The 19,919-nt window shown below is 74.2% G+C and carries 15 protein-coding genes and 1 pseudogene; 5 read left to right on the top strand and 11 right to left on the bottom strand.

The window, feature by feature from the left end; translation table 11 throughout:
* Positions 1 to 135 precede the first annotated feature (135 nt).
* The 10 genes from JOE68_RS05885 to JOE68_RS30935 all read right to left on the bottom strand — a co-directional run bounded on the left by JOE68_RS05885 (position 136) and on the right by JOE68_RS30935 (position 11,264).
* Positions 136 to 1,557 (bottom strand): sensor histidine kinase, encoded by a 1,422-nt coding sequence (locus JOE68_RS05885; protein WP_307819549.1) that lies wholly within the window; start codon positions 1,555 to 1,557, stop codon positions 136 to 138.
* Positions 1,554 to 2,243 carry a response regulator gene (locus JOE68_RS05880; protein WP_204841319.1) on the bottom strand — a complete coding sequence of 230 codons (690 nt, stop codon included), beginning with the start codon at positions 2,241 to 2,243 and terminating at the stop codon, positions 1,554 to 1,556. The genes JOE68_RS05885 and JOE68_RS05880 overlap by 4 nt, the downstream gene beginning before the upstream one ends.
* Positions 2,244 to 3,258: 1,015 nt before the next feature.
* On the bottom strand, positions 3,259 to 3,999 hold the full coding sequence (locus JOE68_RS05875) for a tyrosine-type recombinase/integrase (RefSeq protein WP_204841318.1): 741 nt from the start codon (positions 3,997 to 3,999) through the stop codon (positions 3,259 to 3,261).
* Between the two features lie 357 nt (positions 4,000 to 4,356).
* Positions 4,357 to 4,551, bottom strand: a complete 195-nt coding sequence (locus JOE68_RS05870) for a hypothetical protein (protein ID WP_204841317.1) — start codon at positions 4,549 to 4,551, stop codon at positions 4,357 to 4,359.
* A 39-nt stretch (positions 4,552 to 4,590) separates the two neighbouring features.
* Positions 4,591 to 5,559: a hypothetical protein gene (locus tag JOE68_RS05865; protein ID WP_204841316.1), complete on the bottom strand. Its 969-nt coding sequence runs from the start codon at positions 5,557 to 5,559 to the stop codon at positions 4,591 to 4,593.
* Positions 5,560 to 6,322: 763 nt separating this feature from the next.
* A complete protein-coding gene (locus tag JOE68_RS05860) occupies positions 6,323 to 6,841 on the bottom strand; it encodes a hypothetical protein (RefSeq protein ID WP_204841315.1) in 519 nt (172 codons plus the stop codon).
* A gap of 124 nt (positions 6,842 to 6,965) precedes the next feature.
* Positions 6,966 to 7,658 (bottom strand): MarR family winged helix-turn-helix transcriptional regulator, encoded by a 693-nt coding sequence (locus tag JOE68_RS05855; RefSeq protein WP_204841314.1) that lies wholly within the window; start codon positions 7,656 to 7,658, stop codon positions 6,966 to 6,968.
* A 100-nt stretch (positions 7,659 to 7,758) separates the two neighbouring features.
* Positions 7,759 to 9,117, bottom strand: a complete 1,359-nt coding sequence (locus JOE68_RS05850) for a glycosyltransferase 87 family protein (RefSeq protein ID WP_307819548.1) — start codon at positions 9,115 to 9,117, stop codon at positions 7,759 to 7,761.
* Positions 9,118 to 9,351: 234 nt separating this feature from the next.
* Positions 9,352 to 10,023: a response regulator gene (locus tag JOE68_RS05845; protein ID WP_204841313.1), complete on the bottom strand. Its 672-nt coding sequence runs from the start codon at positions 10,021 to 10,023 to the stop codon at positions 9,352 to 9,354.
* Positions 10,020 to 11,264, bottom strand: a complete 1,245-nt coding sequence (locus JOE68_RS30935; protein ID WP_204841312.1) for a sensor histidine kinase — start codon at positions 11,262 to 11,264, stop codon at positions 10,020 to 10,022. The genes JOE68_RS05845 and JOE68_RS30935 overlap by 4 nt, the downstream gene beginning before the upstream one ends.
* Before the next feature lie 359 nt (positions 11,265 to 11,623).
* On the opposite strand from JOE68_RS30935, the pseudogene sfnG reads away from it, so the two are divergent.
* Both sfnG and JOE68_RS05830 read left to right on the top strand, forming a co-directional pair.
* Positions 11,624 to 12,748: pseudogene (gene sfnG, locus JOE68_RS05835) on the top strand (dimethylsulfone monooxygenase SfnG); the annotation flags it as partial.
* Positions 12,749 to 12,984: 236 nt separating this feature from the next.
* On the top strand, positions 12,985 to 14,202 hold the full coding sequence (locus JOE68_RS05830; protein WP_204841311.1) for an acyl-CoA dehydrogenase family protein: 1,218 nt from the start codon (positions 12,985 to 12,987) through the stop codon (positions 14,200 to 14,202).
* An 81-nt stretch (positions 14,203 to 14,283) separates the two neighbouring features.
* Here JOE68_RS05830 and JOE68_RS05825 read toward each other — a convergent pair whose 3' ends face one another.
* Positions 14,284 to 15,261 (bottom strand): TIGR03557 family F420-dependent LLM class oxidoreductase, encoded by a 978-nt coding sequence (locus JOE68_RS05825; protein WP_204841310.1) that lies wholly within the window; start codon positions 15,259 to 15,261, stop codon positions 14,284 to 14,286.
* A 254-nt stretch (positions 15,262 to 15,515) separates the two neighbouring features.
* Between JOE68_RS05825 and JOE68_RS05820 the strand changes: the two genes are divergently transcribed.
* The 3 genes from JOE68_RS05820 (at position 15,516) to JOE68_RS05810 (ending at position 19,800) form a co-directional block, all read left to right on the top strand.
* Positions 15,516 to 15,941, top strand: a complete 426-nt coding sequence (locus tag JOE68_RS05820; protein WP_204841309.1) for a RidA family protein — start codon at positions 15,516 to 15,518, stop codon at positions 15,939 to 15,941.
* A gap of 626 nt (positions 15,942 to 16,567) precedes the next feature.
* The gene (locus JOE68_RS05815) at positions 16,568 to 18,013 is read left to right on the top strand and encodes a DHA2 family efflux MFS transporter permease subunit (protein WP_204841308.1); all 1,446 of its coding nucleotides are present in this window, start codon (positions 16,568 to 16,570) and stop codon (positions 18,011 to 18,013) included.
* Positions 18,014 to 18,663: 650 nt separating this feature from the next.
* On the top strand, positions 18,664 to 19,800 hold the full coding sequence (locus JOE68_RS05810; RefSeq protein WP_204841307.1) for a hypothetical protein: 1,137 nt from the start codon (positions 18,664 to 18,666) through the stop codon (positions 19,798 to 19,800).
* The last annotated feature ends 119 nt before the right edge of the window (positions 19,801 to 19,919 follow it).

Below are 19,919 nucleotides of genomic sequence, written 5' to 3'. Positions count from 1 at the left end.
GTGTTCCACTGCTGACAAGTCGTCCTCCCCGGTGGGCCGGCGGCCGGGACCGGCCGCCCCACCGAGCCTGCCGCCGCCGTGTGCGCGCCCGGTCCGCGGACCGTGACGGTCGTGTGACGGGACCGGCCGCCCGGGTCACCCCACGCGGCCCCGCGGCACGGTCAGGGTGAACACCGCGCCGCCGTCGTGGCCGACCTCCAGCCGGCCGCCGTGCAGCCGGGCGTTCTCCCGCGCAATGGCCAGGCCCAGGCCGCTGCCCCCGGTGCGCCCGCGGGCCCGGTCGCCGCGCACGAAGCGGTCGAAGGCGACCGGCGCCAGCTCGGCGGGCAGGCCGGGCCCGGAGTCGGCGACGACCACCCGCGCCAGGTCGGGGTCCGTCCCGTCGATGGTCACCGCGACCGGCGGCGCGCCGTGCCGCACGGCGTTGGACACCAGGTTGCGCACGATCGTGTGCAGGCGGCGGGGATCGCCGACGACGGTGACGTCCCCGGCGCACCGCACGGCGACGTCGACCCCCGGCGCGCTCAGCTCGACGGCGTCGTCCACCAGCGCGCGCAGGTCGACGACCTCGGGCCGGTACTCGGCGGCGCCCGCGTCGAACCGCGACATCTCCAGCAGGTCCTCGACCAGGGCGCCCAGCCGCCGCGCCTGGGCGCCGAGCAGCTCCGCCGACCGCTCCCGGTCCGCCTCGTCCGGGCTGCGCAGGCCGTCCGCCGCCGCGATCACCGACGCCACCGGGGTGCGCAGGTCGTGCGCCACGTCGGCGACGAACCGGCGCTGCTGCCGGTCCTTCGCCCGCAGCTGCTCGATGGACTCGCCCAGCCGCTGCGCCATCGCGTTGAACGACCCGGCGAGGTCGGCCAGCTCGTCGCGCCCCCGCACCGGCAGCCTGGTGCCCAGCGCGCCCGCCCCGAACTCGCGGGCCGCGGCGGCGGCCGTGCGCACCGGCCGCTGGACGCGGCGCGCGACGAGCACGCCCAGCCCGCCGCCGAGCAGGGCGATGACCGCCGCCACCGCGGCGAGCCGGCGGCGCAGGGTGGCCAGCTCGTCGTCGAGGCCGCGCATGTTGTAGAACTCGGCCAGCAGCAGGCCCGGCTCGACCTCGCCGACGATCGCCAGCTGCGGCCCGTCCGGGGTGTCCACGGGGTAGCTCAGCGGCGTCCGCCGCTGCCGCGCGCGGTCGACCTCCGCCACCGGGAGCCGGTCGGGCGACGAGCCCGCGGACCCCGCGACCGGGACGTAGTGCCCGCCCTCGGCGGAGGAGAGCGGGCCGGAGGTCCCGGTGAAGTTCACCAGCGCCCAGGTGAGGCCGAGCCGGGCGCGCATGTACTCGGCCACGCCGGCGACCGGGGACTCGAAGGCGGCGCTGTGGACCAGGAACTGGTGCGCCTGCTGGGCGTCGGAGTCGAACCCGGCCCGGGCGGAGGCGGCGAACCGCTCCCGGGCGGCCCCGGCCTGCAGGCCGTAGGTCGTCAGCGCCATGGCGACGGTGGTGACGAGGGTGACCAGCACGACGGTCAGCACGATGCCGGCCCGCAGGCCGGGCCGCCAGGTCACGGGCGGACCAGGCGGTAGCCGAACCCCCGGACGGTGCGCAGCAGCACGGGGTTGGCCGGTTCCGGCTCGATCTTGGCCCGCAGCCGGGCCACCGCCGCGTCGACCAGGCGCGAGTCGCCGGCGAAGCCGTAGTCCCACACCCGCTTGAGCAGCGCCTGCCTGCTCAGGACCTGACCGGCGTGCTCGACGAACTCGATCAGCAGCCGGATCTCGGTGGCGGTGAGGTTCACCTCGACCCCGCCCCGGGTCACCACCATGGCGACGGTGTCCAGCTCCAGGTCGCCGACGGTGTGCACGTGCCGCCTGGTCGGCCGCGCGGGCGCCGCCCGGCGCAGGATCGCCTTGACCCGCGCGTCGAGCACCCGCGGCTCGACCGGTTTCACCACGTAGTCGTCGGCGCCGCACTCCAGGCCCACCACGACGTCCACCGCGTCGCCGCGCGCGGTCAGCAGGATCACCGGGACCGCCTCGCTCGCGCGGATGCGGCGGCACACCTCGAACCCGTCGACACCGGGCAGCATCACGTCCAGCAGCACCAGGTCGGTCGGCGCGCGCCGGTCGAGCACGGACTCCAGGGCCTGCTCGCCGGTCGCCGCCACGGTGACCTCGTGCCCGAGCCCGCGCAGCGCGCGCGACAGCGCCTCGGCCAGCGCCGCATCGTCCTCCACGAGCAACAACCGCGACACTGGTGGGGCTCCTCGCCGGTAGCGGGTTTCTGCGGGGCAACGGTATACCAGCGGTTACGCCGAACGGTCCACGCACGCCGCGCCGACCCCCGCGCCGGACCGGCCGGCGCGAGCGGGCCGGGCGGTCCAGGGCGGGGGCCGCCCGGTGATGACGCGGTCCGTGCCCATGCCCCATGGTCGGCGCGGACCGTGCGGGTCCGTCCACGGCTTCGTCACAGTCGTGCGACCGAATGCGACAGCCGCGCACGCGCGGACCGCCGGCCCCCGACGGCGGCGCGGCGCCCCACCGGGCTCAGGCCGCTTCCCGCACCCGGGCCGCCACGCGGAACGCCCGGTACAGCGTGCCGCGGCCGTCCGGGGCCGCCGCGCACAGCTCCAGCACCGCCTTCCGCCGGTTTCAGTGTCCGCAATGGACTGAACGCGTGCTGAAGTCTTCCGCGTCTCAGCTGATCTGTTTCCACTGCCACACATCTTGAGCAGTCGGTAGCGGCTGAGCGGCTGCCTGGCTGTCTTGGGCATGCACCGCGTGGCAAGCACGACGGCATGCTCGCGCGGCGTGCGGCCGAGCCGACCCTACGACTTCTGCGGCGTGGCCGAAGCCGCTCTGCGCGGTGGGCGGCCCGGGATCGCGTTGCGCGGCCGCGTTGACCCGGTCGGCGGAGCCATGATCCATCGGCATCGATGTGGCCAGGCATACGGCAACGATGGCGGAGTGGAATGGTCTGCCGAGCCGGGCTCCTGCATCCGATGAAGTGCAAGATAGCGAGAAGCCCCTGGTCGGAGTTCTGTACCACCGCGGTGGACACGCGACTGTGCCGAAGACGAACCTCGGATGCGTCGACTGCGTCACCGACCACGGCCACTACCATGCTCTACGGGGACCATGTCGCCACCGGGGCTACACGGCGGCCTTCAACGGTTCCAGACACGAAACCGCGTCAAAACCGGATCTTGTTCGGTCATCTCGGACCCGAGCCGGTCCTCGGCCGTGCCGGCCGCACGTCCGCCTCCGAGGTCATCGTCCCGACGCGGTGTTGCGGTGGAACCGCGCGGTGTAGGTGTGGCGCAGCCATTGCGGCCGCAGTCCGTCGATGCCGGCGGCATTGCCCACGGCGAGCACTACCTGGGTGATGCCGGAGACGGTCAGCCGTCCGCGTTGGCCGAGCCAGAGGGGACCTGGGCCGCTCTTACGCACCCGCCCCCAGGCCACGACCCGGTCGAGGGCGGGTTCGGGGAGCTGCACGATGCTGGTTTTGCCGTTGGGGCTGCGCTGACGCAGATGTCCGGTATGGCCGGTGATGAAGACGTCCGTGCTGTTCAGGCGGGCGCAGTCTGCGACTTGCAGGCCCGTGTACAGCAGTACGGCGATGATCGCCGCGTCCCGTTCGCCGCGTCGGATGGAGGCTCGTTCGACCTCGGTCTGCTGTCGCATGGTGAGGGCTGTAGGGCGTCCCGGATGCTGGATGCGAACCCGACGGACCTGGATGGGTAAGCGTGCGCAGTGTTCGTAGAACAGCGTGACCGCGACCGAAGCCTGGTTGACGGTCGACGGCCCGAGGCGGCGAGTGTGGGTCAGGTGCTGTTGCCAGGCCGTGACCGCGGCCGTCGCGGCCCTGGGGTCGGACAGCGCGTCAGGGTGGTCGTCGGCGTGTTCGGTCAGCCAGTGCAGATAAGTAGCGGCCTGCCGGCGGTACGCCTTGATCGTGTTCGGCGCGAGCCCGCAGCGGTCCAGGTGCACGTTCAGCTCGGCAAGCACCCGCCGTGCCTCCTGGATGACCTCGACCTGGCTCCCCGGAGCCCCCCGCGCCGGTCGGAGACTGTCGGAAGTCTGCGGGGCGGTCCTTGTGCGGCTCATCTTCTCGTCGTTTCACAAATGGTCGGAATTCGTTTTGGGCGGCCGAGTGCGATTTCCGTCGAGAGAGCGCGAGTCCGCCGACCGGCCACAAAGTCGATGTCCTCCCCATCGGTGCACCGATGGGGAGGACATCGATTAGGGGAGTGGCGCCGCCGCCGGTCGGCGTAACGGTCGTCCGGTGTGTCACCGGCCGGTCGACGAGCTGAGGTCGAAGCGGTCGGACCACTCAGTCGGAAGAAAGATCGGAGATCAACACCGTCATGCCCGGTTCTGTTCCGCCCTCGTGCCGCCGTCACGCCGGCCGAGGCGAACCCTGGTGTTGGAGACTATCGCGATTCCGAGCGCCAAAACCACGATGAGGACTCGTGCCCACAGCGGGATGTCGAAGGCTGCCAAGGTGATGCCCAGAGCCAGGTAGAGAGCCCCTTCGAGTGCACCCAGAAATTTGCTCATATCGACATCCTACTCGGCTTGGGGTTGTCCGCGGGCGGTTTACTGGCAGTTGCTGCCGTCCACGCCGACCCAGCCACCGGTGTTGGGGATGATCTTCTTCTGGTAGCAGGTGTTGTTGTTGATGCCGCCGGACTTGATCCAGCTGTCCATGTTCTTCAGCAGGTCCCAGGCAGCGGTGCCGATCCCGGCCGAACAGACGAGCTTGACCAGGTAGGCGATGGCCGCAGGGATGTTGGCCGAGGTGCACACGGCGATCGCGCCGCCGGCGACGACCAGTGCGATCGCGGCGCCGTAGGCGCGGGCCTCGAAGCCCCACAGGTTCAGGTAGACGCCGAACCCGTAGGTGAGCTTGGGGTCGGCGACCACCGGGAACTGCGTGGTCGAGTTCGTCCGCACCGACTGCACCAGCGCATCGCCGTCGATGCGGTACGAGGTGGCGACGTCCTTGCCCGCGGCGTCCTTGGCCCATGGGGCGGCCACCTGAGCCAGCACCTCGCCCTTGGCGTCCAGGACGTGCACGCCGCCGTCGGCCTGCGCCGCCAGCGTGCTTCCCTGCGGTGCGCGCAGGTCGAACCGGTACTCGGCGGGCGCCGAGGCGTCGTTGAGCACGACCAGCGTCCGGGCCGACAGGTCGTCGACCCGCTCGGTCACCACCTGCACGGGACTGGCGGGATCGGTCAGCACGACCTTGCCGTCCGCCAGCGTGCGCGCGTCACGGCCTCTGGCCTGCTCGGGAAGGCCCAGGCCGACACTCACGCCTCCCGCCTCCAACAACAGGGCGTCCGCGCCCGCTTTGGGCAGCGTCACCCCCACCGGGCCGCGTGCGGAGTCCGCCCGCACGCCCGGCTCCAGGTCTGCGGCCTGCGCTGCGGCCGGGGAGACCCGCTCGATCAGCGCACCGGCGGCTTCCGCCGTCGTGCGCACCGCCTCGGCGTGATCCTGCTCGGCGGTCACCGCCGCGGCTTGCCCCACCTGTCCCAACACCATCGCCGCCGCTGTCGCCGCCACGGCGACACACAATGCGCGTGTCCTCGTCTTCACACTCATCCGGAACCCCCCAAGGGTTTTCGGTCGGATATCGGTTTTCCTGGAGCGAGTGCCGTGGACCGGGTATTGCATCGGATCCCACTGCGGGACGGGTCGAGGTGAACCCGAAGCCGACCACGCTGTCGGATCGACCATCCGGAACCCGGCCGTCGTTCCGGACGTTTGTCTAGCGACACTGGATACGCATGTCCATCACCGGGGTCGCCGAAGTGGGGAAAGGCTTCACGCGCAGTGAGGGTCGACAGCCCCGAAGATCACCCGAATGGCGGTCGTAGTCACGGTCGCCTCTCTGCGAGGAGACTTGAGGAAAATTTAGGAAAGAAACTTGCTCGGCAAGGTATCTACCCATCGGGTTGCTGCCGGCAGGTGAAACCGGCGCGATATCCGCTGGGAATCGGGCGGGGTGGCGCCCCGCTAGTTCCGCTGTCGGCGGGGCGGTGGGTCGAAGTGATGGCCCGCTGCCGTGCCGCAGGCTCATGACCATGGCTTACTCGGTACGGTGGCACCATTATCCACTGGGAAGGCATATCGCGGTTCGACGCGTCCTGTCATCCACTGGAACGGGTGGCGGACTCAACGGATAACGGTTAGTAGTGGTCGCGTCGGCGTCGACGTCCGGTTCAGCCCTGGACCTCACATGGCGGTCGCTCTCGGGCGATGCCCGGCCCCAGGCGCGACCGGCTGACACACGGCCGGGATCCATAGCCGGTGCCGACCCCTGGGGTTATCGCCGCGTTCGATGAGCACGCTGATGGCGCGGACGGCACCACCGGCCGGGGTCGTGCTCGTCGGTGAGCGGCACTTCGACCTCGGCCAAGTCGAGGTCACGCACCAGCGGGTCGCGCGCCGACACGCCGTGGAGCCGAAGGACTCGCGCCACCCATGGCAACAACGCCTTCAGCCCGCCACGGTGGGGTGCGGCAGCCACCGCCGTACTTCCGGCGGCGAGGTCGTCGAACGCGCCCAGCGGCCGTTCGCGGTTGGCCTCGACGACCTCCTCCGCGCCGACGTCGACCAGCAGCCGCCGCGCGGTGGTGTAGCCGCCGGGCCGCTCGAAGTACCGCCGCACGTCGTCCAGCTCGGCGTGGGTGGCCCGCAGCGCGACGAGCCGGGGCGTCCGGTCGACGCCCAGCCGCACCCCGCCGTGGATCACGCCCGCCTGGACGCCGGTGAAGGCGCCGTCCGCGGTGTTGCTCACCGGGATGAGCCGGAGTTCGTCGGGCACCAGGTCGTCATCGCTCATGGGAGCGCATCGTGGTCGAGCCGGGGCGGGGGTTCTCCCCACAAGTGCGGCTTGGCGGGGCCACCATCGGCTGAACGGGCCGGCGGGTGCGCTCGGCGGGTGCTCCACCCCGGCCGGGCGGCCCTCAGCCGGTGGGGTCGGCCGCTTGGTGCTCGGCGCAGTCCACGCGCAGCGCGGCGTCGGAGAACGCGGTGTCCAGCAGGCGGCAGTGGTGGACCAGGTCGGTGTCCGGGTGCGCGTCGCGCACGAAGAACCGGCAGGTCAGGCACGTCCGGGCGACGGCGAGCACGCCCTGCCGGTGCAGCCCGGCGATCATCGTCAGCAGCAGCCGGAGCGTCGCGGCCTTCTGCTCCGCGGTGACCACCGGCAGCTGCGCGGTGATCGGGTCGGCCCACGACGTGAGGTCCGCCGCGACGCGGGCGCCCTCCGGGGTCGGGGTGAAGCTGAAGCTGCGGCGGTCGTTCGGGTCCTGCTCGCGGGCGACGAGCCCCTTGCGGCGCAGGGCGGCGAGGGCGTCGCTGATCGTCGGGGGCGAGACGTCGAACTCGGCGGCGAGGTCGCCCACCCGGTGCGCCTGCCGCCTGGTGTCCAGGTGCAGCAGCAGTTGGGCCTGCATGGGGCTCATCCCGGTGCTGTAGGCGTCACGCCACAGCAGGGTGCGGGTGACGTGGCCGATCCGCTCCAGCGCCGCGACCAGCCGCCGGTCGAGCTCGGTGTCGGCCTTGGCCACCGCCGTGGTCTCGGCGGGCAGGGCGCCGTCGGTGCCGTTCTCGTCGGCGTCGTCGCCCTGCGTGCTGTCGCCGCCCTGGTCTCGCACTCCCGGTCCACCCCCGATCGTGTTGCTGAGGACTCCTAACCATACCTCCTGGCACGGGATCGGCGACAGCTCAACCTTCAGGAGTCCTAACTACAGCCGTTCACGAACGCGCCACCCCGGACCCGGCCTCCCCCTCGGTGCCGGAGGTCGCCGCGCCCCTGTCGGACCAGGTCGAACGGGCGCCCGGCGCTGTCCCGGGCGCCTCGTCCGCCGACGAGCACGAGCCGCCGCCACCGCGGTCCGCGGGGCCTCCACCGCTCCGGCCGGCGCTCGGCCCGGTCCCGGACCGGCGCTTGGCCGAGCGGGCGGCGAGGGCCGCGCCCGCCACCAGCGCGCCGAGGACGTAGGCGTTGCCCGCCAACGACTCCAGCGGCGTCCACGCCTGCTCCCGGCCGTCGCCGCGCGGCACGAGCCCGAACGCCCAACCGCTGGACCACGCCACGACCAGGGCGACGACCGGCACCGCCCGCCGGCCCCGCGCCGCGACCAGCACGCACAGCGGCGCCACCCACACCCAGTGGTGGGTCCACGAGACCGGGCTGACGAGCACCCCGCAGAAACCCGTGACCAGCAGGGCCTCCACCCGGTCGCCGCGCTGTTCGGCGGCCCGCGCGAGCAGCGCCGCGGCCGTGGCGCAGGCGGCGACCAGCAGCACCAGGACCGGTGTCGCCACGAGCCGATCGCCCGCCGGTCGCTGGACCAGGCCGTTGAGCGACTGGTTGCCCCACCAGGCGTTGGACATCGCGCCGTTGGCGCCCAGGACGGCCGTGCCCCAGTACCGCGCCGTGTCACCGGGCAGCACCGCGAACGCCACGCCGCCGAGCCCGGCGAACGCGCCGAGCGCCCGCAGCGCGTCGGCGCGCCGACGCGTGACCAGCAGGTGCAGCACGAAGATCAACGGCGTCAGCTTGATCGCCGCGGCGAGGCCGACGAGCACCCCGCCGCAGCGGGAACCGCGCAGCACCAGCACGTCCACGAAGACCAGCGCCATGAGCACGACGTTGACCTGCCCGAGCCCGAGCGTGCGCCACACCGGTTCCAGCGCGAGCAGGAGCAGCAGGGGAGGCGCGGACCGCGCGGCGGACGGCGAGTGCGCGTGCACCAGGCGCACCACTACGACCAGGCCCGCGACGGTCGACAGCGCCATGGCGCCCCAGGCGAGCTGCGCTGGCAGCACGGCCAGCGGGAGGAACAGCAGCGCCGCGGTCGGCGGGTAGGCGAACGGGAGGTCCGGCGACCACTCCGGGGTCGCGGCCAGCCGCCCGTAGAGGTCCTGGCCGTCGACCACGGCCAACGCCCCGGAGCGGTACACCGCGCTGTCGATCCCCAGGGGCCACCCCCACCGCCACCACAGCAGCGCGACCGCGACGACCGCGACCCCGGCCAGACCGCCGGCGACCAGGGTCCGGTGGGCCGGGCGCGACAGGAGCGGGGAGCGGGGCGGCGCGGTGTCGATCACCCACCGGACGGTAGGCACGGGCGGCGCGCAGGTCGTCCCGCCGCGGTGGTGTCCTGCCCTCGCCCGCCGGTACCGGGTCGGCCGGGGGCAGTACCGGGGTACCACCCCTCGGGTAGCGGTCGACCGGGTCGCGGTCCGCAGGGCGCTGCCGGCCGGGGCGCTGCCGGCCGGGGTGCAGTCGGCCGGGGTGCGGTCGGCCGGGGTGCGGTCGGCCGGGGTGCGGTCGGCCGGGTCCTACTCCCTGGGGCCCTCGTTCGGCGTCACCAGGCCCGATTCGTAGGCCAGCACGACGGCCTGGGCGCGGTCGCGCAGCCCGAGCTTGGTCAGCACCCGGCTGACGTGACTCTTGGCCGTCTGCTCGGCGATCGTGAGCGCGCCGGCGATCTCGGCGTTCGACAGGCCGCGCGCGACCAGGCGCAGCACCTCCACCTCGCGGGGGGTCAGCCCGGCCAGGGCCGCGGGGTCGGGCCGGCCGGCGGCGCGCTCGGCGAACGCGGCGACCAGGCGGCGGGTGACCGAGGGCGCGAACAGCGTGTGGCCCGCCGCCACCACCCGGACCGCGTTCATCAGGTCCGCCAGCGGCGAGTCCTTCAGCATGAACCCGCTCGCACCGGCGCGCAGCGCCCCGTAGACGTGCTCGTCGAGGTCGAACGTCGTGAGCACCAGCACCCGCGATCGCCCGGCGCCGTCGGCCAGGATGCGCCGGGTGGCCTCCAGGCCGTCCATCAGCGGCATCCGGACGTCCATCAGCACGACGTCCGGCGCGAGGGCGCGGGCCAGGGCCACCGCCTCGGAGCCGGTCGCGGCCTCGCCGACCACCGCCAGGTCCGGCCGGCTGTCCAGGGCGACCCGGAAGCTCTCCCGGATCATCGCCTGGTCGTCCGCGATCAGCACCGTCGTCGTCACCCGTCGCCCCCCTCGTCCAGCGGCAGGTCCGCGACCACCGCGAAGCCCCCGTCCGGGGTGGGGCCCGCGGAGAACCCGCCGCCCAGCGCCCGGACCCGCTCGCCCATGCCCACCAGGCCGTGCCGGGGCCGGGCCGGGTCCACGTCGAGCGCCGGCCGCAGCCCCGCCGCGTTCCGCGCGGTGACCCGCAGCCGCCCGCCGACGACGGCCAGCTCGACCGAGACGGCGGCGCCCGGCGCGTGCCGCCCGCTGTTGCTCAGCGCTTCCTGGACGATCCGGTAGGCCGAGAGCCCGACGCCCGCGGGCAGCCGGCCCAGGTCGCCGTCCACCCGCAGGGCGACCTCGGCGCCCGTCGCCCGGAACCGCGCCACCATCCCGGCCACGTCCTCCGGGCCGGGCTGCGGCGCGGCGCCCGGCGCGTCGTCGGGCGACCGCAGCACGCCGAGCATCCGGCGCATCTCGGCGAGCCCGTCGCGGGCCATCCGCTGCACCACGTCGAACTCGGCGCGCACCTCGGGGGTCAGGTCGGGCAGCCGGTACGCCGCCGCGTCGGCGCGCAGCACGAGCGCGGACATGTGGTGGCTGACGACGTCGTGCAGCTCGCGGGCGATGCGGGCGCGCTCCTCCAGCGCGTGCGCCTTGGACTGCTCGACCAGCCGCCGGTGGTCGGCCTGCCGGCGCAGCCGCACCGCGTTGCCGAGCAGCACCACGCCCGCCGCGAGCGCGGCCACGAGCAGCAGGTTGCGCCAGTCGGGCAGGTGCGGCGCCACCGCGGCGGTGGTCAGCGCCCACACCTGGAGCAGGACCGGCTTCTCGTTGGTCTCGGCGACCAGGTAGAGCACGGACGCCGCGGTGAGGGACAGCCCCATCGTCCACGGCCAGCCCCACATCCGGGAGAGGTCCACGTGCGGGGCGTAGACCAGCGGCGCGACCAGCAGCTGCAGCACGGCCAACCGCCACGCCACCAGCGGGCGCCACAGCACCGCCAGCGCCGGCAGGGCGGCCAGCAGCCCGCCGACCACCACGACGAGGCCCCCGGTGGCGGACGGGACCGGGGTGACCGGCACGATCGCGAAGAACACCGCCAGGGCGGCCCCGAGGACGACCGTCGACCGGACCCGCGGGCTGCTGCCCGGGGCCGGGCCCGTCCCCTTCACCACGACGAACACCAGCACCCGCAGGGCGTCGAGCACCGCCCTCCGGAGCCGCGCCGACGACCGGGTGCCCCCTACCTCCGCCACGCTTCCAAACTAACGCCCCGGGCCGTCGGGCACTGGCACGCCCGGTCGCGCCGCCCCGGAACCGCCGAGTGCACCGGTTCACCCGGACGGGAGGTGTCGTCACCCGGCTCGCCGATCGGGCCGGTGACCGTCCGATTGCGGCCCGCGTTCACTCTGTGGGACCGCGCTGCTCCGCGTTGACCGGGCGGTGCGGTGCTGTTGGAGTGGGGCCGTGCCGCGACCGACCGTGTTGACCAGGCGCCGGCACGTGGACTTCGTCCGCGTCGCCGGCCAGCGCTGTTGCCCCCGCTAGGCCGCAACCGCCCACAGCTGTCCACTGAGGACAGTGCTCGCCCGACACCACGATCCGGAGTCCTGCCGTGCCCGAGAACCGGGAGCGGGAGCCGTTGAAGTTCGCCTACTGGGTGCCCAACGTCAGCGGTGGTCTCGTCGTCAGCAACATCGAGCAGCGGACCGACTGGTCCTACGACTACAACCGCGAGCTGGCCGTGCTCGCGGAGCGCAACGGGTTCGACTACGCGCTCACCCAGGTGCGTTACCTGGCCGGGTACGGCGCCGCCTACCAGCAAGAGTCCACCGCCTTCAGCCTCGCGCTGCTGCTGGCCACGCGGCGGCTGAAGGTGATCGCCGCCGTGCACCCCGGCCTGTGGCACCCCGCCGTGCTGGCCAAGCTCGTCGCCACCGCCGACCACCTCTCCGGCGGGCGCGCGGCGGTCAACGTCGTCAGCGGGTGGTTCAAGGGCGAGTTCACCGCCCTGGGCGAACCGTGGCTGGAGCACGACGAGCGCTACCGGCGCGCCGAGGAGTTCATCCGCGTGCTGCGGGCGAGCTGGACCGAGGAGCCCGCCGAGTTCGCGGGCGACTTCTACCGGCTGCGCGGCTACGACCTCAGGCCCAAGCCCCCGGCCGTCCCCGGCCGCGCGCACCCGGAGGTGTTCCAGGGCGGCAACTCGACGGCCGCGCGGGCCATGGCCGGGCGCGTGTCGGACTGGTACTTCAGCAACGGCAAGGACTTCGAGGGCGTCACCGAGCAGGTCGAGGAGGTGGGGGCCGCGGCACGGGCGCACGGGCGCCGGGTGCGCTTCGGGCTCAACGGCTTCCTCATCGCCCGCGACACCGAGGCCGAGGCGCGCGAGACGCTGCGGGAGATCGTCGCCAAGGCCGACGTCGAGGCGGTGCGGGGGTTCCGCGACGCCGTCCGGCAGGCGGGCGCCGCCACGGGCGACAGGAAGGGCATGTGGGCCGACTCGACGTTCGACGACCTGGTGCAGTACAACGACGGCTTCCGCTCCCGCCTGATCGGCACGCCCGAGCAGGTCGCTCACCGGATCGTGGAGTACCGGCGGCGCGGCGTCGACCTGCTGCTGCTCGGCTTCCTGCACTACCACGAGGAAGTCGCCCACTTCGGCCGCACCGTGCTGCCGATCGTGCGCGAGCTCGAAGCGTCCCTCGACGCCTCGGCCGCCGTCGCGGAGCCGACCGCCGCCGTGGCCCGGGCCGCCGCCGTGGCTCAGGCCGCCGGACCCATCACCGAGCCCGCCGCCACCGAGCCCGTTACCGTCGAGCCGATCGCCGCCGCCGAACCGTCCGCCGCGGAACCCACCACAGCCGCGGGACCCACCACCGCCGCGGGACCCACCACCGCCGCCGAACCGTCCGCCGCCCAGCCGGCAGCCGACCCCGAGCCGAAGACCGACCCGGAACCGATCGGAGCCCGACCGTGACCCTCTCCGCACAGCACACCTGGCACACCACGCCCACCGGTCCCGAGGAGTGGGTCGCCCGCGCGCAGCAGGTCGCCACGCTGCTGGCCACCGACGCGGTGGCCCGCGACCGCGCGGGCGCCACCCCGCACGCCGAGGTCCGGCTGCTCAAGGACGCCGGGCTGGTCACCCTGCTCGGCCCGGCCGAGCACGGCGGCGGCGGGCAGGACTGGACCACGGCCTACCGGGTGACCCGCGAGGTCGCCGCGGGCGACGGCTCGATCGGCCAGCTGATCGGCTACCACTACCTGTGGTCCTGGGCCGCCCGGCTGGTCGCCACCCCGGAGCAGGTGGCCGCGGTGGAGGAGCGGGCGACCCGCGAGCGGTGGTTCTTCGGCGGCGCGGTGAACCCGCGCGACGACGACCTGGTCATCACCGAGGAGGGCGACGAGCTGGTGTTCACCGGCCGCAAGTCCTTCTCCACCGGCGGCAAGGTCTCCGACGTGACGGTGCTGGAGGGCGTGCTGGCGGGCACCGACCGGCACGTCTTCGCGATCGTCCCGTCCCACCAGGACGGCATCGTGTTCGAGGACGACTGGGACAACCTCGGCCAGCGGCTCACCGAGAGCGGCGGCGTGCGGGTGGAGGGCGTGCGCGTGCCCTGGTCCCAGGCCGCCGGGTACGTCGACGGGGAATTCCGCCCCAGGACGTACAACACGCTCAACGTGCCCCTGATCCAGTTGGTGTTCACCAACTTCTACCTCGGCATCGCCAAGGGCGCGCTCACCACGGCTGCGGCCTACACCAAGGACAAGACCCGGCCGTGGCCCTACGCGCTGGACGTCAAGTCTTCCGCGGTCGAGGAGTTCCACGTCCTGGAGACCTACGGCGACCTCCAGGCCAAGCTGTGGGCGGCCGAGGCCCTGGCCGATCGCGCGGCCGGGCTCATCGAGGCGATCAACGCCCACGCCGACGAGGTCACCGAGCGGGAGCGCGGCGAGGCCGCGGTCGTCATCGCGGCGGCCAAGCAGCGCGCGATCGACACCGGGCTGGAGATCGGCAACCGCGTCTTCGAGGTCACCGGCGCGCGGGCGACGGCCAACTCGGTCGGGCTGGACATCTTCTGGCGCAACATCCGCACCCACAGCCTGCACGACCCGATCGCGCACAAGCGGGCCGAGGTCGGCCGGTACGCGCTGCTCGGCGAGATCCCGGAGCCCACCTGGTACACCTGATCACCGCGGCGCCGCCCCCGCCGCCCGCGGCGGGGGCGCGCAGCCGGACCCCGGGCGGCCACCCCGGCCCGGCGGCCGGGGTCACAGCCCGATCGGCTGGGGCGAGAGGGCGCGCAGCTCCTGCGCCAGCTCGGCGCGGAAGAAGTCGATGAAGCCGTCGGGGTCGGGGCCCGCGTTCTGCAGCACGACGTGGTCGAACCCGGCCTCGACGAACGGCCGCACCACTTCGAGGTGCCGGCGCGGGTCGGGGCCGCAGGCGAACTGCGCGCGCACGTCGGCCTCGGTGACCGTCGTGGTGGCGGCGGCGAAGTTGGCGGGGTTGGGCAGCTCGCTCATCACCTTCCACCCGGTCACCGCCCACCGCGAGGTGTCGAGCGCGGCCCGGACCGCGGTCTGCTCGTCGGGCGCCCAGGCGAGCGGGGCCTCGGCGTAGCGGGGGCCCGCGCCGCCGGCCGCGCGGTACCGCTCGACCAGGTCGGCGCGCGGCTCGGTGGCGAACAGCCCGTCGCCCAGCTCCGCCGCGATCGTCGCCGCGTCCCCGCCGCCGGCCGCCACGGCGATCACCGGCGGGGTGTCCGGCAGGTCGAACACGCGGGCGTCCTCCAGCTGCAGGTACTCCCCGTCGTAGGACCGGTAACCGCCCCGCCACAGCAGGCGGATGATCTCCAGCGCCTCGCGCAGCATCTTCTGCCGGACCCGCACGGCGGGGAAACCGCGGCCGACCACGTGCTCGTTCAACCGCTCGCCCGAGCCGACCCCGAGCGCGAACCGGCCGTCGGACACCAGCGCCAGCGTGGCCGCCGCCTGGGCGATGATCGCCGGGTGGTACCGCACGGTCGGGCAGGTGACCCCGGTGACCAGTCCGACCCGCTCGGTCCGCGCCGCGATGGCGCCCAGCACGGTCCAGGTGAACGGCGAGTGCCCCTGGTTGTCCAGCCACGGGTGGAAGTGGTCGCTGATCTCGACGAAGTCGAAGCCCGCTTCCTCGGCGCGCACGGCCTGGCGGACCAGCTCCTGCGGGCCGTACGCCTCCGAAGCCAGTTTGTACCCGATGCGCATGTCGTGCCCTTCCCGTGCCGCGACGCCCGGTGCCGGAGTCCACTGTGGATTGGAACACCTCCGCCGCGGGTCGGCAAACGGCTTGCGGGTGAACGGCATCGGACGTGTGACCGGGTCGCACGATCGGCGGACGCGCCGGTGCGGGCAGCGGCCGGGCGGGATCGGCGACCCCCGGTGGGAAACGCGTGCCGGCGGTCGTCCCGGCTCGTGCCATGATCGGCGGTCCGAGCACCGATCCGCGCCAGGGGGAGTCGATGGCCAAGTCCGTTACGCTGATCCGTTCGTCCGAGCTGTCCGACGTCGCGGAGTACGCGTACGCCGCGACCGCGCCCGCCGACGCCCGCCTGGTGTTCCTGGCCGGCGCGTGCCCGCTGGACGCCGACGGCAGGACCGTCGGGGTGGGGGACTACGCCGCGCAGGCGGCCAAGGCGGTGGAGAACATGCGCACCGCGCTGGCCGCGGCCGGCGCGGGCGTCGAGGACGTCATCAGCACGCGCGTGCTGGTCGCCACCACCCGCCAGGCCGACCTGGTGACGGCGTGGCGCGTGGTGCGCGCCGCGTTCGGCGACCACGACGTGCCGAGCACGCTGCTGGGCGTCACGGTCCTCGGCTACGACGACCAGCTCGTGGAGGTGGAGGCGGTCGCGGCCGTGCGCGACGACCCGGGGATCGCCGGCTGACGGCGCGGGACCGCGTCCGAGCGGTGGGCGGGGGCTGCGCGGAATCGACGGCCGTCCCGATTCGGGAATGCGGCGGTCGACCGGGGCCGTGAAAAAGAATTCCCGCGGTTCGGGACGCCGCCGATCGGCATTGTCGCCACGACGGGGGAGGGAATTCGGCTGTCCCGTTCGCGGAGGGATCGCCGATTTCCGCCGCCGGGCAGCCGCCGCGAGCGGGGGGTGGCGCGGTGCGGCTGCCGAAAGGGGCCGACCGGCGTCCCGCCCGGCGCGGAACCGGCGCCGCGGCCCGTGCCGCGGGGTGTGATGGGACACGTTCCCACCTGGTGGGCCGGGTCGGGGCGCGGACCGGGCGCGGCGCGACCCGCGACCCGCGCCGGCCCGGGAGGTTCACCGTGCGGTCGACCGGAATACCCGCAACGGCAACGTTTGCGCCGCGTTCCTCCACAGTGGCCGGGGTGGCGGCGGCGCGCGGCGCCGCCGGACCCCGCAGGGCCGCCCGCCGCGCCGTGACAACGTTCACCGCCGGCGGAAATGGGGGCCCGCCGGTGGACCGGCACGGGTAGGGTTGGCGTGTTCGCCGGCGCCGCAGCCCTTTCCCGCGCCCGTTCTTCTCTGGGGGATTTCGCATGACTTCCGCAGGTGTGGCCGACGCCGTGTCGCCGCCCGCGCTCAGCCGCGGTGATCGCACCGTGATCGGCGTGCTGCTCGTGGCCACGTTCGTGGTCATCCTCAACGAAACCATCATGGGCGTGGCGCTCCCGGTGCTGCTCGAGGAGCTGCACGTGACGGCGTCGGTGGGGCAGTGGCTCACCGCGGGCTTCCTGCTGACCATGTCGGTGGTCATCCCGGTCACCGGCTACCTCATCCAGCGGGTGCCGACCCGAGTGCTGTTCGGGGTGGCGATGAGCCTGTTCAGCGCGGGCACGCTGCTGGCCGCGCTGGCGCCGGGCTTCCCGGTGCTGATGGCGGCCCGCGTCGTGCAGGCGTGCGGCACCGCGATCATGCTGCCGCTGCTGATGACGACGGTGATGACGCTGGTGCCGCCGGCCCGCCGGGGCGCCCTGATGGGCAACATCTCCATCGTCATCTCCGTCGCGCCGGCCATCGGCCCGACGGTGTCGGGCGTGGTGCTGGACCTGTTCGGCTGGCGCGCGATGTTCTGGGTGGTGCTGCCGATCTCGCTGGCGGCGCTGGCGCTGGGCCTGCGCCGGGTGACGAGCATCGGCGAGACCAGCAGCACGCCGATCGACCTGCTGTCGGTCGTGCTGTCGGTGTTCGGCTTCGGCGGCCTGGTCTACGGCCTGTCCAGCATCGGGCACTCCGGCGGCGGCTCGGCCGCGACCCTGTGGGTGTCGCTGGCGGTGGGCGTGCTGGGCATCGCGGCGTTCGTGCTGCGCCAGGTGGCGCTCCAGCGCCACGAGCGCGCCCTGCTGGACCTGCGGACCTTCGCCTTCCGCACGTTCACCGTCACCAGCGGCCTGATGATGGTGATGATGGGCCTGCTGCTGGGCGTCGCGACGATCCTGCCGATCTACCTGCAGACCGTCCTGGGGCTCGAACCGCTGGCCACCGGCTTGCTGCTGCTGCCCGGCGGCCTGCTGATGGGCCTGCTCTCGCCGGTGGTCGGCCGGCTCTACGACCGGGTGGGCCCGCGCGTCCTGCTGGTCGTCGGGACGGTCGCGACCAGCGCGTCCCTGTGGTTCGCCAGCGGGTTCGACGGCTCGACGCCGGCGGCGCTGGTGCTGGTGTTCCACCTGGTGCTGAGCCTGGGGCTGGCGTTCTCGTTCACGCCGCTGTTCTCCTCCGGCCTGGGCGCGCTGCCCGCCCGGCTGTACTCCCACGGCAGCGCGATCTTCAGCACGACCCAGCAGCTCGCCGCCGCGGCCGGGGTGGCGCTGCTGGTGAGCGTGATGAGCGCGCGCGCCGCCGGCCTGCTCGACTCCGGCCAGGCGAAGGTCGCCGCCGAGATGGGCGGCCTGCACACGGCGTTCCTGCTGGCGGCGGTCCTCTCGGTGGTCGCGGTGGCCGGTTCCTTCGCCGTCCGCGGCGGCAAGCACGAGAGCCCGGCGTAGCGGCGCGAGCCGGGCGCGCCGGAGGCCGGGACGCGGTGGCGTCCCGGCCTCCGGCGTTCCCGCGGCCGGGGGGTCGGATTCCGACCGGGAAAGCGCGCCGCAGGTCCGGGTTGTCCCGGCCACCCGCGTTCCGCCGCGGATTCGCGCGCGACGCGGGCCGGGCGAATTCCGGTAATTCCTGCCCACCGGTGATGAGGAATCATCGGAATCCGCCCGCCGACTTGGTTCACCCCTCCGCGGGAGGCCGGCATCGCCCGCGCGCCACCGGGGTCCCGGGGCTCGTCGGTCCTGAGTGGACGGTGGCGCGGCTTCGGGGGGCCGGGCCTGCCCTGCTCCGGTCCCGGCTGCGACCGGCCGGCCGGGCACGGCGCCGTTCCGGCGGGGCCCGGCGATCCCGTCCGCACCCTGCGGGGCGTTCACCCCAACGGTTGACTTTGATGATCATTTCGTGGGATGACTGGGGTGGTTCCCGCTGGCCGCCGGCGGGCGCTGGGCTGTTCGGGTTACCCGGCGGGGCTGCGCGCAACGGTGGAGGGGACTTGGCCCGGTCCCCGTTTTTGGGATGATCAGTGGTTGCGCGCGTCGCGTCGCGGGGCGGTCGGGACGGCCGCGGGCGGGCAGTTGCAGGAGCGGCCGAGGAGTTGTTGCCGGTGGGACAGGCGCGGGACGGGTCCGCCGTGGTCGACGTGTTACCGGTGCTGTCCGGTGCCCTCGGGGCGGGCGCCGCGCCGGCCTGGCTGGTGGCGCGGGCGGCCGGGGTCGACGTGGCGGCCGTGGACGGGCTGCCCGCCGGGCTGCTCCCGGCCGGCCGGAGACCGGACGGCTGGGTCGTCTTGGCGCCCACCCGCCGGCCGGTCGACGCCGGGCGGCGGCGCGAGGTCGTCGGGCGGGTCGCCGCGGAAGCGCTGGACCGGCTGGGGGCCGCCGCGGCGCGGTCGCGCGGCGAGCCGTCGCCGGGCTCGGCCGGGCGCTGGGTCCGCGAGCACCGGGAGTGCCTGCTGGGCGTGGCGGGGGCGGCGAACGAGGCGGGGCTGACCTCGACCGCGCTGTCCCTGGCGGTGCTGCTGTGGGGGGTCGGGGGCGCGGCCCCGGCCGACAGCCCGCCCGACGCCGGGTCCGACGCGGGTTCCGACGCGGGGTTCGTCACGGCGCTGACCGACGTGGGCACGCGGGCGGCGGTGGCCGAGCGCGCCGCGGGGACCATGGCCGACCTGCTGCGCTCGGCGTGGGTGTGGTTCGCGCGGCGCGGCGACCCCGCGGCGGCGGAGCGGTACGCGGTGCGGGAGTGGGACCTGTGGCGGCGGGCGGGCCGGCCGGCCGAGGCCGCCCGGCTGCTGTGGTGGCGGGCCGGGATGTTCCGCCTGCGTGGTCGCGGCGACCTGGAGCTGCGCTGCTTCGAGCGGCTGGAGTCGCTGTGCGACGAGACCGGCGACCGCGCCGCCCTGGCGCGGGTCCGGGCGGCGACGGCGGCGGCGCTGCTGTCCTACGACCGGGCGGACGCGGCGGCGGACTGGGCGCGCCGCGCGGAGGGCGTGGTGCGCGCGCTGCCCGACTTCCCCCCGGTGGAGCAGGCGCTGGTCCTGGAGTGGTCCGGGCGCGCCCTGTGGGCGACCGGCGCGACCGGCCCGGCCCGGCGGAGGTTCAGCGAGGCCCTGGCGCTGCTGGTCGACGTCGACGACGAGGGGGCCGACCGCGTCCGCCTGCTGCTGGCCCACGACCAGGACCGCCCGCTGCCGCCCGCCGCGCCCGACCGCTACCCGCCCCCGGAGCCCTCACCCGCGGCGTGAGAACCACGGGATGACGTGGTCGAGCACTAAGTTCGAGATCCCGACCACCAGGGACGCGCCCTTCACCAGGGCGGAGCCCACCGCGCGCAGCCGGGACCGCCGGGTCCGGGGCGGCGCGG

Source organism: Saccharothrix algeriensis (genome assembly GCF_016907655.1).
GTDB lineage: Bacteria > Actinomycetota > Actinomycetes > Mycobacteriales > Pseudonocardiaceae > Actinosynnema > Actinosynnema algeriense.
Note: the sequence above shows the minus strand (reverse complement) of the source record. Positions and strands in the feature narration are given on the sequence as shown.